The organism is Micromonospora sp. S4605 (assembly GCF_003176715.1).
Classification (GTDB): domain Bacteria; phylum Actinomycetota; class Actinomycetes; order Mycobacteriales; family Micromonosporaceae; genus Micromonospora; species Micromonospora echinaurantiaca.
Window position 1 is genome coordinate 15,580 of sequence record NZ_QGSW01000105.1, and the last position, 13,247, is coordinate 28,826.

Below are 13,247 nucleotides of genomic sequence, written 5' to 3' on the forward strand. Positions count from 1 at the left end.
TCAGTTGCCGGTGGTGAAACCGGTGATGTCGCCCACCCGGGTCAGTGCCGCGTGCGCGGCGGCCACGATCCGGTCGGGGGTGAACCCGAACTGCTCGAAGAGCACGGAGTGCGGGGCACTCGCCCCGTAGTGCTCCAGGCTGACGCTCTCGCCGCAGTCGCCGACGATCGCGCGCCAGGACATGGCGATGCCCGCCTCCACGCTCACCCGTGCCTTTACCCCGCGCGGCAGCACCGACTCCCGGTACGCCTCGTCCTGCTCGGCGAACCACTCCTGGCAGGGCATCGAAACGACCCGGGTGGGCGTGCCGTCCGCCTCCAGCCGCTCCCGCGCGGTCAGGCAGAGCTGCACCTCGGAGCCGGTGCCGATGAGGATCACCTGCGGCTTGCCGGTGGACGCCTCGGCCAGCACATAGCCGCCCTTCGCCACCCCCTCGGCGCCGGCCAGCGTCGACCGGTCGAAGGTCGGCAGCGCCTGGCGGCTGAGCGCCAGCGCGGTCGGCCGGTCGGTGTGCTCCAGCGCCTGCCGCCAGGCCCAGGCCGTCTCGTTCGCGTCGGCCGGGCGGACCACGTCCAGCCCCGGGATCGCCCGCAGCGCGGTCAGGTGCTCCACCGGCTGGTGGGTGGGGCCGTCCTCGCCGAGGCCGATCGAGTCGTGCGTCCAGACGTAGACCACCGGCAGCTTCATCAGCGCGGCCAACCGGACGGACGGCCGCATGTAGTCGCTGAACACCAGGAAGGTGCCGCCGTACGGGCGGGTGCCGCCGTGCAGCGCGATGCCGTTGAGGATCGCGCCCATGGCGTGCTCGCGGATGCCGAAGTGCAGCGTGCGGCCGTACTCGTGGCCGGGGAAGTCCTTGGTGGCGTGGGTGGCCGGAATGAAGGAGGGCTCGCCCTTCATGGTGGTGTTGTTGCTCTCGGCCAGGTCGGCCGAACCGCCCCACAGCTCCGGCAGCACCGGCGCGAGCGCTTCCAGCACCTTGCCGGACGCGGCCCGGGTGGCGATGCCCTTGGCGTCGGCCGGGAACTCCGGCAGGGCGTCCGCCCAGCCCTGCGGCAGCGTCCGGCTGGCCAGCCGGTCCCAGAGCGCCCGGCGCTCCGGGTTGCCCTGCGCCCAGGTGTCGAACGCCCCGGTCCACTCGCGCTGGGCCGCCGCGCCGCGCTCCATCACCCGGCGGGCGTGCGCGAGGACCTCCTCGTCCACCTCGAAGGTGCGCTGCGGGTCGAAGCCGAGGATCTGCTTGGTGGCGGCCACCTCGTCGGCGCCGAGGGCCGAGCCGTGGATCTTGCCGGTGTTCTGCTTGTTGGGGGCGGGCCAGCCGATGATGGTGCGCAGCGCGATGAAGGAGGGGCGGCCGGTCTCCGCCTTCGCCGCCAGCAGCGCCTGGTAGAGCGCCTCCACGTCCTCGTGGTAGTCGCCCTGGTCGGCGTCGCCGCGGCGCCAGTCGACCGTCTGCACGTGCCAGCCGTACGCCTCGTAGCGGGCCGCGACGTCCTCGCTCTTGGCGATCCGGGTGTCGTCCTCGATCGAGATCTCGTTGTCGTCGTAGATCACGCAGAGGTTGCCCAGCTGCTGGTGCCCGGCGAGCGCGCTGGCCTCGTGGCTGATGCCCTCCTCGATGTCGCCGTCGGAGGCGATGCACCAGATGTCGTGGTCGAAGACCGAGGCGCCCGGCTCGGCCTCCGGGTCGAACAGGCCGCGCTCGCGGCGGGCCGCCATGGCCATCCCGACCGCGTTGCCCATCCCCTGGCCGAGCGGCCCGGTGGTGGTCTCGACGCCGGGGGTGTGCCCGTGCTCCGGGTGGCCCGGGGTCAGCGAGCCCCACTGCCGCAGCGACTGCAGGTCCTCCAGGCTCAGCGGGTAGCCGGAGAGGAAGAGCTGGATGTAGAGGGTGAGGCTGGAGTGGCCGGCGGAGAGCACGAAACGGTCCCGGCCGGGCCAGTTCGGGTCGGCCGGGTTGTGCCGCATCACCCGGTTGAAGAGCAGGTACGCCGCGGGCGCGAGGCTCATCGCGGTGCCCGGGTGGCCGTTGCCGGATTTCTCCACGGCGTCCATGGCCAGCACGCGGACGGTGTCGACGGCCCGGCGGTCGAGGTCGGACCAGTTCAGTGCAGGGTGCTCGGGACGGTTGGCAGCCACGATGGTTGTGCTCCTCGGCAGATGGGCGGAACCCTCACTGATGACCCTATCGAGCGGTCCTAAACGTCCGCCCGGGGATCTCTGCATGCTGGTCTGTACGTGTCCGGGCGGATCGACGTTCGATCCCGCGACGGTGTGACGGCTCGCACCGTTGCCGGGTCGGCCGGGCAGCCAAAACGACAGCGCGTAGTGTGTGGGGCGGTGTGTGGACCCGAACCGGGCCCGGCCGAACCGACCTCCCCTGCCGACGCCGGAAGGTGGCAATCCGTGAGCATGATCACCGACCGCCCCGTCAGCACCCCTGCCGGGCAGCAGCCGGTGCGCACGGGGGGCAAGGAGGCGGTGGCCGCGCCGCGGGACGTCCGGGCGGTGCTGTCGGCGTACGTCACGCTGACCAAGCCCCGGATCGTCGAGCTGCTGCTGGTCACCACCGTGCCGGCGATGATGCTCGCGGACGGCGGCCTGCCGTCGCTCTGGCTGGTCGCCGTGGTGCTGGTCGGCGGCTCGCTCGCGGCCGGCGCGGCCAGCGTCATCAACTGCTACATCGACCGGGACATCGACCAGCTGATGCGGCGCACCAAGCGCCGCCCGCTGCCGGCGCACACGGTGACCCCGCGCAACGCGTTGATCTTCGGGCTGGTGCTGGCCGCGGTGTCGGTGGCGCTGATGGCGGCGTTCACCAACCTGCTGGCCGCCGGGCTCACCCTCGCCGCGATCGTCTACTACGACGTCGTCTACACCCTCTGGCTCAAGCGCACCACGACGGCCAACACGTTCTGGGGCGGCGCCTGCGGGGCGGCGCCGGTGCTGATCGGCTGGGCGGCGGTGACCGGGTCGCTGGCGCCGGCGGCGTGGGCCCTGTTCGCGGTGGTCTTCTTCTGGCAGATGCCGCACTTCTACCCGCTGGCGATGAAGTACAAGGACGACTACGCCCGGGCCGGCATCCCGATGCTGCCGGTGGTGGCCTCCGCCCGCCGGGTGAACGCCGAGATCGTCATCTTCGCCTGGCTGACCGTGGCGTCCTCGCTGGCGGTCTGGCCGCTGGGGATGAGCCTGATCTACGGGGTGCCCGCCGCGGTCGTCGGCGCCATCTTCCTCGTCGAGGCGCACAAGCTGGCCCGCCGAAGCGCCCGGGGGCTGGCGGTCAAGCCGATGCGGCTGTTCCACTGGTCGACGACGTACCTGACCATCCTCTTCGCGGCCGTCGCCCTGGACGCCCTGATCTGAGCCACGGCGGCCGTCCGGGAGGACGCTGGTCGCTCGCTTCCGCTGGCGGGGCGAGTCCGCTTCCGGGTCGCAAGCTGGCTCGACAAATCATCATCATGGATGAGTTGTCCGGGTTTCACATCACATCAGGGTGACTATCATCATGAGTCCGACGGGCTCAACCTGTAACGAGCCGGGGTGGTTTGTCGGGCCGCTTTGCCAGCGGAAGTCCGGATATAACCGGGCGAATCACCTGTGGTTCTCCTTAAACCTAGAGGTAATTGGCATCACAAAAGGTTCATGGTTCTCGCCCACCTGGGTGGAAGTCTGCTTAGGCTTCGCGTCATGGCAGATGGTTCCGATACGACGCTGACGGCCGAGCAGACCGCTCCCGAGCAGGCCCCCAACGGCCTGGTCGCGGGGATCAAGTCGTTCGCCGCCGGGCACGGCGGCGCGAAGGCGGTCATCGAGTACGTCGGCAAGCGGGGCGCGCGCATCGTCCTGGTGGGCGCGGACGGCGCGTGGGGCGACCAGTTCGCCGACGACACCGTCGTCGCGCGGCAGGCCTGCGCCAAGGCTGGGGTCGCGGTCGAGAACGCCTGGGAGCGTGAGCTGATGGACCAGATGCGCCCGAGCAACGACCTCTGGCGGTCGATGGCCCGACGCACGATGGCCCGCTGACCTTGACCGACCACCACCAGTCGACCCGGGGGGAACCCCGGGTCGCTCTCGTCACCTGCACCGAACTGCGCGACCTCGACCCGGACGACCGGCTGGTGCTCGCCCCGCTGGCCCGGCACGGCGTCACCGCCGAGCCGGCGGTCTGGGACGACCCGGCCGTCGACTGGGCCGGCTACGACCTGGCCGTGCTCCGCTCCCCGTGGGACTACGCGCTGCGCCGCGACGAGTTCGTCGCCTGGGCCGCCACCGTGCCGACGCTGGCCAACCCGGCCGACGTGGTGCGCTGGAACACCGACAAGCGCTACCTGGCCGAGCTCTCCGCGGCCGGGGTGCCCACCGTGCCCACGTCCTGGGTCGCGCCAGGGGAGAGCTGGCAGCCGCCCGCCGACTCCGGCGAGTACGTGATCAAGCCGGCGGTGAGCGCCGGCAGCCAGGACACCGGCCGGTACGACCTGGCCGACCCGGAGCACCGGGAACTGGCCGTGGCGCACGTGCGCCGGCTCTCCGCGGCGGGCCGGGTGACCATGGTTCAGCCGTACCTGCGGGCGGTGGACAGCGCCGGCGAGACAGCGCTGCTCTTCCTGGCCGGCCCGGACGGCCTGGCGTTCAGCCACGCGATCCGCAAGGGTCCGATGCTCACCGGCCCGGACCTGGGAGTGGAAGGGCTCTACAAGCCCGAGGAGATCAGCGCCCGCACCGCCACCGAGGAACAGTTGGCGGTGGCGGAGAAGACCCTGGCGGCGGTGCCGGGTGGCGCGGAGCGGCTGCTCTACGCCCGGGTCGACCTGATCCCGGGCGCGGACGGCGCACCGGTCCTGGTCGAGTTGGAGCTCACCGAGCCGTCGCTCTTCCTGGGCCACGCCGACGGCGCCCCCGAGCGCCTGGCCACCGCCATCCGCACCCACCTGACCCGCCGCCCCTGACCGGCGCCAACCACACTCACCCGGCCCCGCCGGTCCGCCCACGCGGACCGCGGGGCCGGCTCACGTCCGCCGGCTCCGTCCGCTGAAAGGTGCCGGAGGCCACACACATCCCGGATGTGGTGGTTCGGCGGGCGGGGAAGGCCGCCGCATCGCGGATCTGGTGGCGCTCGGCGCGGGGTCAGGCGGTGGCGGGGACCGGTTCGGCGGCCGGGGCGGCGGCGGCCGGCTCGGCGGGGAGCGGGCGGCGTTCCCGGGTCGACCAGAGCACCGAGAGCGTGGCCAGCAGCACCAGGCAGGAGCCGAGCATGTGCGCGCCGACCAGCACCGCCGGCAGGTGGGTGAAGTACTGCACGAAGCCGATCAGGCCCTGCCCGAGTTCCACCGCGACCAGCACCACGGCGGCCCGCTCGGCGCGCCGGGCGCCGACCGCCCGGAACGCGAAGATCAGCGCCACCGAGAGCCCGATCAGCAGGAACACCCCGTCGGCGTGCACCTGCGAGATGGTCTCCGGGTCCAGCCCGTTGCGCTTGGCCCCGTGGTCGCCCGAATGCGGGCCGCTGCCGGTTACCCAGGTGCCGACCACGAGCACCGCCGCGCTGGCCAGCGTGGTGAGCAGCGCGAGGGCGTGCAGCGGGGCGGGCACCACCGGCACCGCCGGCGCGTCCGGGTCCTTGATCCGCCGCCAGAGGGCGTACGCCGCCGCGATCACCACCATCGAGGCGAGGAAGTGCAGCCCGACCACCCAGGGGTTCAGGTCGCTCAGCACGGTGAACCCGCCGATCACCGCCTGGGCCGGGATGCCGAACAGGACGGCGACCGCGAGCGGCAGCACCCCCTGCCGCCGGGGCCGGTGCAGCAGCACCGCCAGCACCACCGCCGCCGCGATGATCCCCACCGCGAAGGTGAGCAGCCGGTTGCCGAACTCGATCGCCCCGTGCACGCCCATCGCGGCGGTGGCGACGTAGGAGGCGTCGGTGCACCGGGGCCAGGTGGGGCAGCCGAGGCCGGAGTCGGTCAGTCGGACGGCCCCGCCGGTGACCACGATCCCGACGTTCGCGATGATGGACGCGAGGGCGAGTCGGCGCAGCAGGGCGGCGGAGACCGGAAACCGGGCGAGCAGGCGTTGCGGCGCGGCGGGGGCCGGGGACCGGACGGGACGCTTCACGGCGCAAATCCTACGCACCGTAGTGATCGAGGAGCGTGCGACTCCGCCCGGACGGTGGTTCGGATCACCGGGACCCGGGTTTGCGGCCCCCCAGCGAATTACGTAACGTTGGCGTTGTGAAAAACGCGGCGGGCCTTCCCGGGCACCAGCCGGCGACCGCTTCGGCCGCCGGCGACGGCTCCAGGTCGCTGCGCGGCGTCAGACGCGCCGAGCTGGAGTTGTCGAAGTCCGCGTCCGCCACGGATGTCTCCACCCGTGACCGGGTCACCCAGCTGCTGCTGGAGCGGGGCGCGACCACCGCGGCGCAGCTCGGTTCGGCGCTCGGGCTCAGCCCGGCGGCGATCCGCCGGCACCTCGACGCGATGCTCGCCGAGGGTGACGTGGTCGCCCGCGAGCAGACCGTGCGCGGCCACCGCGGCCGCGGCCGCCCGGCGAAGGTGTTCCTGCTGACCGACGCGGCCCGGGTCCGCTGCGGCACCCACCACTACGACAACATGGCCACCGCCGCGCTGCGCTGGATCGCCCGCAACGGCGGTTCGGTGGCCGTCGAGGCGTTCGCCGCCGAGCAGGTCGCCGCCCTCGAGGCGCGCTGCCGCACGGCGATGGAGGACGCCGGCGACGACCCGCTGGCCCGGGCGGAGGCGCTCGCCGCCGCGCTGACCGCCGAGGGCTACGCTGCCAACGCGTCCACGATCGCCTCGGGTGGCCAGCTCTGCCAGCACCACTGCCCGGTGGCGCACGTGGCCGCCGAGTTTCCCCAGCTGTGCGAGGCCGAGACCGCGGTGATCTCCCGTCTGGTCGGCACCCACGTACAGCGCCTGGCCACCATCGCGCACGGCGACGGGGTGTGCACCACGCACATCCCGACCCAGCCGGGGCGTGTTCAGTCCGGTAAGACCGTCACCACTGTGAGGACAGATAGATGACCGAGCAGATCGTCCAGCCCCTGACCCAGGAGGAGCAGCTCGCCGCCCTGGGCCGCTACGAGTACGGCTGGGCCGACCCGGACGTCGCCGGGGCCTCCGCCCAGCGCGGCCTCAACGAGGCGGTGGTGCGGGACATCTCGGCCAAGAAGAACGAGCCGGCCTGGATGCTCGACCTGCGGCTGAAGGGCCTGCGGCTGTTCGACCGCAAGCCCATGCCGGCCTGGGGCGCCGACCTCACCGGGATCGACTTCGACAACATCAAGTACTTCGTCCGGTCCACCGAGAAGCAGGCCACCAGCTGGGAGGACCTGCCCGAGGACATCAAGAACACCTACGACAAGCTGGGCATCCCGGAGGCGGAGAAGCAGCGGCTGATCGCCGGTGTCGCGGCCCAGTACGAGTCCGAGGTCGTCTACCACAAGATCCGTGAGGACCTCGAGGAGCAGGGTGTCGTCTTCCTCGACACCGACACCGCCCTCAAGGAGCACGAGGACCTGTTCAAGGAGTACTTCGGCACGGTGATCCCGGTCGGCGACAACAAGTTCGCCGCGCTGAACACCTCCGTCTGGTCCGGTGGCTCGTTCATCTACGTGCCGAAGGGCGTGCACGTGGAGATCCCGCTGCAGGCCTACTTCCGGATCAACACGGAGAACATGGGCCAGTTCGAGCGGACGCTGATCATCGTCGACGAGGGTGCGTACGTGCACTACGTCGAGGGCTGCACCGCGCCCATCTACTCCTCCGACTCGCTGCACAGCGCGGTGGTGGAGATCATCGTCAAGAAGAACGCCCGGTGCCGCTACACGACCATCCAGAACTGGTCGAACAACGTCTACAACCTGGTCACCAAGCGCGCCGTGTGCCACGAGGGCGCGACCATGGAGTGGATCGACGGCAACATCGGCTCCAAGGTCACCATGAAGTACCCGGCGGTCTACATGACCGGCGAGCACGCCAAGGGCGAGGTGCTCTCGGTGGCGATGGCGGGTGAGGGCCAGCACCAGGACGCCGGCGCCAAGATGGTGCACGCCGCACCGCACACCAGCAGCACCATCGTCTCCAAGTCGATCGCCCGGGGCGGCGGCCGCACCTCGTACCGGGGCCTGGTGCAGGTGCTGGAGGGCTCGCACCACAGCGCCAGCACGGTGAAGTGCGACGCGCTGCTGGTCGACACCATCTCCCGCTCCGACACCTACCCGTACGTCGACATCCGCGAGGACGACGTGTCGATGGGGCACGAGGCAACCGTCTCCAAGGTCAGCGAGGACCAGCTCTTCTACCTGATGAGCCGGGGCCTGAGCGAGGACGAGGCGATGGCGATGATCGTGCGCGGCTTCATCGAGCCGATCGCCAAGGAGCTCCCGATGGAGTACGCCCTGGAGCTCAACCGCCTGATCGAGCTCCAGATGGAGGGCGCGGTCGGCTGACCCCGACCGGGGCGGCGACCAGCCCGACCCGCTTGCGGGGCCGAGCGAACGCCGACCCACTGCGGGGGCCACGCGAACGCCGACCCGTCTGGCCGGGCCGCACGAACACCGACCGACCCTCCAATCAATGACACCGTCGTCGCAGAACAGACCAAGGAAGAGATGACTACCCAGGCTTCCGCGCCGCCGACCACCAAGTCGCAGGCGCTCCGCTCGTACGACGTCGCCGACTTCCCGGCCCTGACCGGCCTGGAGGAGGAGTGGCGGTTCACCCCGCTCAAGCGCCTGCGCGGCCTGCTCGACGGCGCCGGGGCGCCGGCCGGGCAGGTCGTCACCCAGGTGTGGTCGCCCGACGGCGTCACCGCCGAGTGGGTGGAGCGCGACGACACCCGGCTCGGCCGGGTGCTGGTGCCCTTCGACCGGCTCAGCGCCCAGGCGTGGAGCGGTTTCGACAAGGCCCTGGTGGTGACCGTGGCGCGCGAGGCCGTGCTGGCGGACATGGTCTCCATCGAGGCACGGGGGCAGGGCGACGCGCTCGCCTACCAGCACATCCTGCTCGACGTGCAGCCGCTGGCCGAGGCGACCGTGCTGCTCGACCAGCAGGGCAGCGCCACGCTGGCCGACAACGTCGAGGTGGCGGTCGGGGACGGGGCGAAGCTGACCCTGGTCACCATCGCCGACTGGGCCGACGACGCCGTGCAGGCCCAGCACCTCAAGGTCAAGCTGGGCCGGGACGCCAAGGTGATCCACGTCCAGGTCTCCCTCGGCGGCGACCTGGTCCGGCAGTACACCAGCGTGGAGTACACCGACCGGGGTGGCGAGGCCGAGCTGTACGGGCTCTACTTCGCCGACTCGGGCCAGCACCTGGAGCACCGGCAGCTGGTCGACCACGCGGTGCCGGACTGCCGCAGCTACGTCGGCTACCGGGGCGCCCTGCAGGGCGAGAGCGCGCGCACCGTCTGGGTGGGCGACGTGCTGATCCGGGCCGAGGCGACCGGCACCGACACGTACGAGATCAACCGGAACCTGCTGCTCACCGACGGCGCGCGGGCGGACTCCGTACCGAACCTGGAGATCGAGACCGGCGAGATCGCCGGCGCCGGTCACGCGAGCGCGACCGGGCGGTTCGACGACGAGCAGCTGTTCTACCTGATGGCCCGGGGCATCCCGGAGGCCGAGGCGCGCCGCCTGGTGGTGCGCGGGTTCTTCGCCGAGCTGATCAACAAGATCCCCGTCGAGGAGCTGCGCGAGCGGCTCGGCGGCGCCATCGAGGACCGGTTGGCCAAGGCGGGCGCCTGATGATCCGGATCTGTTCCACCGAGGACGTGCCGAAGGGGACCGCGATCAGCGCGGACGTCGACGGCACCCAGATCGCGCTGGTGCACGGCGGGGACGGCGAGTTCTACGCCGTCTACGACGAGTGCTCGCACGCCGCGGTCGCCCTCTCCGAGGGCGAGGTGGAGGGCTGCACGCTGGAGTGCTGGCTGCACGGCTCCCGCTTCGACCTGCGCACCGGCGAGCCCACCGGGCTGCCCGCCACCGAACCCGTACCCGTCTACCCCGTCGAAGTCCGCGACGGCGACATCTACGTCAGCCTCACGCCGAGCAATGGAGTGACCCGATAATGAGCACCCTGGAGATCCGTGACCTGAAGGTGTCGGTCAAGCTGCCCGAGGGTGAGCTCAAGCCGATCCTGCACGGCGTCGACCTGACCGTCCGCTCGGGCGAGACCCACGCGATCATGGGCCCGAACGGCTCCGGCAAGTCCACCCTGGCCTACTCGATCGCCGGCCACCCGAAGTACGAGATCACCGGCGGCTCGGTGACCCTCGACGGCGAGGACGTGCTGGAGATGTCCGTCGACGAGCGGGCCCGCGCCGGCCTCTTCCTGGCCATGCAGTACCCGGTCGAGGTGCCCGGCGTCTCGGTGGCCAACTTCCTGCGTACCGCCAAGACCGCCATCGACGGCGAGGCGCCGAAGCTGCGCACGTGGGGCGGCGAGCTGCGCGGTGCGATGGAGCGCCTCCAGATGGACCCGGCGTTCGCCCAGCGCAACGTCAACGAGGGCTTCTCCGGCGGCGAGAAGAAGCGGCACGAGATCGTGCAGCTGGAGCTGCTCAAGCCGAAGATGGCCATCCTCGACGAGACCGACTCCGGCCTCGACGTGGACGCGCTGCGCGTGGTCAGCGAGGGGGTCAACCGGGTCCGCGACACCGGCGACACCGGCCTGCTGCTGATCACCCACTACACCCGGATCCTGCGCTACATCAAGCCGGACCACGTGCACGTCTTCGTCGCCGGCCGGATCGTCGAGCAGGGCGGCCCGGAGCTGGCCGACAAGCTCGAGGAAGAGGGCTACGAGCGGTACGTCGCCGGGGCCGGTTCGGCGCGGGCCTGAGGCGCGGAAGGGTCGCTGAGATGACCACCATCGCGATCCCACCCGGGATGCCGCAGTACGACGACGTGCCGCGTTACGACGTGGCCAAGGTGCGCGCCGACTTCCCGATCCTGGAGCGGGAGGTCAACGGGCACCGGCTGGTCTATCTCGACAGCGCCAACACCTCCCACAAGCCGCGGCAGGTGCTCGACGTGCTCGCCGAGCACTACGCGCGGCACAACGCCAACGTGTCCCGCTCGGTGCACACGCTGGGCACCGAGGCCACCGAGGCGTACGAGGGGGCCCGGGCCAAGGTCGCCGGGTTCATCAACGCGCCGAGCGTGGACGAGGTGGTGTTCACCAAGAACTCCACCGAGGCGATCAACGTCGTGGCGTACGCCTTCTCGAACGCCTCGCTGCGCCCGGACGCCGACCCGCGGTTCCGGCTCGGCCCCGGCGACGAGGTGGTGATCTCCGAGATGGAGCACCACTCGAACATCGTCCCGTGGCAGCTGCTCTGCGAGCGAACCGGCGCGACCCTGCGCTGGTTCCCGGTGACCGACTCCGGACGGCTGGACGAGTCGGGGCTGGACGACCTGGTCACCGAGCGGACGAAGATCGTCTCGCTGGTGCACATGTCGAACATCCTCGGCACTGTCAACGCCACCGCGCGGATCACCGCGCGGGTCCGCGAGGTGGGGGCGCTGCTGCTGCTGGACTGCTCGCAGTCGGTGCCGCACATGCCGATGGACGTGGTCGACTACGACGCCGACTTCATCGTCTTCACCGGGCACAAGATGTGCGGGCCGACCGGCATCGGCGTGCTCTGGGGGCGGGCCGAGCTGCTGGCGGCGATGCCGCCGGTGTTCGGCGGCGGCTCGATGATCGAGACGGTGGCGATGGCCGGCTCCACCTTCGCCGCGCCGCCGGCCCGGTTCGAGGCGGGCACCCCGCCGATCGCCGAGGCGGTCGCGCTCGGCGCCGCGGTGGACTACCTCAGCGGCATCGGCATGCGGGCCATCCAGTGGCACGAGAAGGAGCTGACGGCGTACGCGCTGGACGCCCTCGCCACGGTGCCCGGGCTGCGGATCTTCGGGCCGACCGTGCCGGTGGGCCGGGGCGGGACCATCTCGTTCGCCCTCGGCGACGTGCACCCGCACGACGTGGGGCAGGTGCTCGACTCGCTCGGCGTGCAGGTGCGGGTGGGCCATCACTGCGCCCGCCCGGTCTGCACCCGGTTCGGCGTGCCGGCCACCACGCGGGCCTCGTTCTACCTCTACACCACCACCGAGGAGATCGACGCCCTGGTGGCGGGCCTGGAGCAGGTGCGGAAGGTGTTCGACTGATGCAGCTCGACCAGCTCTACCAGGAGATCATCCTGGACCACTACAAGCACCCGCACGGGCGTGGGCTGCGTGACGCCGACGACCCGGCGGACCAGGTCGCCGAGGCGCACCACGTCAACCCCACCTGCGGCGACGAGGTCACCGTGCGGGTCGCCACCGACGGCGACGTGCTGCACGACGTCTCGTACGACGGCATGGGCTGCTCGATCAGCCAGGCGTCGGCGAGCGTGCTGCACGAACTGCTGAACGGCCGGCGGGCCGGGGAAGCTTTCCTGGTGCACGAGGCGTTCGTGCAGTTGATGTCCGGTCGTGGTCAGGTCACGCCGGACGAGGACGTGCTCGGCGACGGGGTGGCGTTCGCGGGGGTCGCCCGCTACCCGGCCCGGGTGAAGTGCGCGCTGCTGCCGTGGATGGCGTTCAAGGACGCCGCGGCACGCGCCGGCGTGGGCGCGAGCCCTTCGGAGGTAAAGGCATGAGTAGCGAGGACACCGCCACCGCGGCGACGCCGCCGGTCGAGGGTGCCGCGGGCACCCCGGTCGCCGGCGCGGCGGGCGGCAAGGCCGCCGTCGCCGACATCGAGGAGGCGATGAAGGACGTCGTCGACCCCGAGCTGGGCATCAACGTGGTCGACCTCGGCCTGGTGTACGGCGTGCACGTCGACGACGACAACGTCGCCACCCTGGACATGACGCTCACCTCGGCGGCCTGCCCGCTCACCGACGTGATCGAGGATCAGGCCCGGCAGGCGCTGACCACCGGCCCGGGCGGCGGCCTGGTCAACGACATCCGGATCAACTGGGTCTGGCTGCCCCCGTGGGGCCCAGACAAGATCACCGACGAGGGGCGCGACCAGCTCCGCTCGCTCGGCTTCAACGTCTGACCGGTCCCGGTCACCCGTCGAGCGCGGCGCCCCGACCGGGGCGCCGCGCTCGACCCATCTCACCCTTATCCCGCCCCGCCCCCCCGCGTCGCAGAGTCGAGTCGCGAAGATCGTCTGATGCTCAGTAGGCCCGCGTGAGCCATTCCCGCCTGCTCAGCAGCAGACGATCATCGAACC

13 protein-coding genes are annotated in these 13,247 nt (G+C 71.4%); 11 read left to right on the forward strand and 2 right to left on the reverse strand.

The annotated features are described in order from the left end of the window. Complete coding sequence (gene tkt, locus DLJ47_RS06600) at window positions 1-2,139, reverse strand: transketolase (RefSeq protein WP_109899175.1); 2,139 nt, start codon at window positions 2,137-2,139, stop codon at window positions 1-3. Between the two features lie 267 nt (window positions 2,140-2,406). On the opposite strand from tkt, the gene DLJ47_RS06605 reads away from it, so the two are divergent. The 3 genes from DLJ47_RS06605 to DLJ47_RS06615 all read left to right on the forward strand — a co-directional run bounded on the left by DLJ47_RS06605 (window position 2,407) and on the right by DLJ47_RS06615 (window position 4,949). Further along, entirely contained in the window at window positions 2,407-3,366 is a 960-nt protein-coding gene (locus tag DLJ47_RS06605; protein ID WP_109899176.1) for a heme o synthase, read from the forward strand. A gap of 324 nt (window positions 3,367-3,690) precedes the next feature. After that, entirely contained in the window at window positions 3,691-4,026 is a 336-nt protein-coding gene (locus DLJ47_RS06610) for a hypothetical protein (RefSeq protein WP_088992902.1), read from the forward strand. A 2-nt stretch (window positions 4,027-4,028) separates the two neighbouring features. Then, window positions 4,029-4,949, forward strand: a complete 921-nt coding sequence (locus DLJ47_RS06615) for an ATP-grasp domain-containing protein (RefSeq protein WP_109899177.1) — start codon at window positions 4,029-4,031, stop codon at window positions 4,947-4,949. A 178-nt stretch (window positions 4,950-5,127) separates the two neighbouring features. Here DLJ47_RS06615 and DLJ47_RS06620 read toward each other — a convergent pair whose 3' ends face one another. Further along, a complete protein-coding gene (locus DLJ47_RS06620) occupies window positions 5,128-6,132 on the reverse strand; it encodes a COX15/CtaA family protein (RefSeq protein WP_446723536.1) in 1,005 nt (334 codons plus the stop codon). Window positions 6,133-6,302: 170 nt separating this feature from the next. Here DLJ47_RS06620 and DLJ47_RS06625 point away from each other — a divergent pair, with 170 nt between their 5' ends. The 8 genes from DLJ47_RS06625 to DLJ47_RS06660 all read left to right on the forward strand — a co-directional run bounded on the left by DLJ47_RS06625 (window position 6,303) and on the right by DLJ47_RS06660 (window position 13,070). Next, on the forward strand, window positions 6,303-7,040 hold the full coding sequence (locus DLJ47_RS06625; protein ID WP_109899186.1) for a helix-turn-helix transcriptional regulator: 738 nt from the start codon (window positions 6,303-6,305) through the stop codon (window positions 7,038-7,040). Then, window positions 7,037-8,467, forward strand: a complete 1,431-nt coding sequence (gene sufB / locus DLJ47_RS06630; protein ID WP_109899178.1) for a Fe-S cluster assembly protein SufB — start codon at window positions 7,037-7,039, stop codon at window positions 8,465-8,467. The genes DLJ47_RS06625 and sufB overlap by 4 nt, the downstream gene beginning before the upstream one ends. A 162-nt stretch (window positions 8,468-8,629) precedes the next feature. Continuing rightward, window positions 8,630-9,766, forward strand: coding sequence for a Fe-S cluster assembly protein SufD (gene sufD / locus DLJ47_RS06635; RefSeq protein WP_109899179.1), 1,137 nt, complete (start codon window positions 8,630-8,632; stop codon window positions 9,764-9,766). Then, entirely contained in the window at window positions 9,766-10,092 is a 327-nt protein-coding gene (locus DLJ47_RS06640; protein ID WP_109899180.1) for a non-heme iron oxygenase ferredoxin subunit, read from the forward strand. Before sufD ends, DLJ47_RS06640 begins: the two co-directional genes overlap by 1 nt. Then, complete coding sequence (gene sufC, locus DLJ47_RS06645; protein ID WP_109899181.1) at window positions 10,092-10,865, forward strand: Fe-S cluster assembly ATPase SufC; 774 nt, start codon at window positions 10,092-10,094, stop codon at window positions 10,863-10,865. Before DLJ47_RS06640 ends, sufC begins: the two co-directional genes overlap by 1 nt. Window positions 10,866-10,885: 20 nt before the next feature. Next, entirely contained in the window at window positions 10,886-12,190 is a 1,305-nt protein-coding gene (locus DLJ47_RS06650) for a cysteine desulfurase (protein WP_109899182.1), read from the forward strand. After that, on the forward strand, window positions 12,190-12,666 hold the full coding sequence (sufU, locus tag DLJ47_RS06655) for a Fe-S cluster assembly sulfur transfer protein SufU (protein ID WP_109899183.1): 477 nt from the start codon (window positions 12,190-12,192) through the stop codon (window positions 12,664-12,666). Before DLJ47_RS06650 ends, sufU begins: the two co-directional genes overlap by 1 nt. Next, window positions 12,663-13,070, forward strand: coding sequence for a metal-sulfur cluster assembly factor (locus DLJ47_RS06660; RefSeq protein WP_109899184.1), 408 nt, complete (start codon window positions 12,663-12,665; stop codon window positions 13,068-13,070). Before sufU ends, DLJ47_RS06660 begins: the two co-directional genes overlap by 4 nt. Window positions 13,071-13,247: the final 177 nt, after the last annotated feature.

Excerpts from the sequence above, each read along its gene's own strand:
- DLJ47_RS06610 (WP_088992902.1), top strand. The coding sequence starts at position 3,691 with ATGGCAGATGGTTCCGATACGACGCTGACGGCCGAGCAGACCGCTCCC.
- sufB (WP_109899178.1), top strand. The coding sequence starts at position 7,037 with ATGACCGAGCAGATCGTCCAGCCCCTGACCCAGGAGGAGCAGCTCGCC.
- sufD (WP_109899179.1), top strand. The coding sequence starts at position 8,630 with ATGACTACCCAGGCTTCCGCGCCGCCGACCACCAAGTCGCAGGCGCTC.
- DLJ47_RS06640 (WP_109899180.1), top strand. The coding sequence starts at position 9,766 with ATGATCCGGATCTGTTCCACCGAGGACGTGCCGAAGGGGACCGCGATC.
- sufC (WP_109899181.1), top strand. The coding sequence starts at position 10,092 with ATGAGCACCCTGGAGATCCGTGACCTGAAGGTGTCGGTCAAGCTGCCC.
- DLJ47_RS06650 (WP_109899182.1), top strand. The coding sequence starts at position 10,886 with ATGACCACCATCGCGATCCCACCCGGGATGCCGCAGTACGACGACGTG.
- sufU (WP_109899183.1), top strand. The coding sequence starts at position 12,190 with ATGCAGCTCGACCAGCTCTACCAGGAGATCATCCTGGACCACTACAAG.
- DLJ47_RS06660 (WP_109899184.1), top strand. The coding sequence starts at position 12,663 with ATGAGTAGCGAGGACACCGCCACCGCGGCGACGCCGCCGGTCGAGGGT.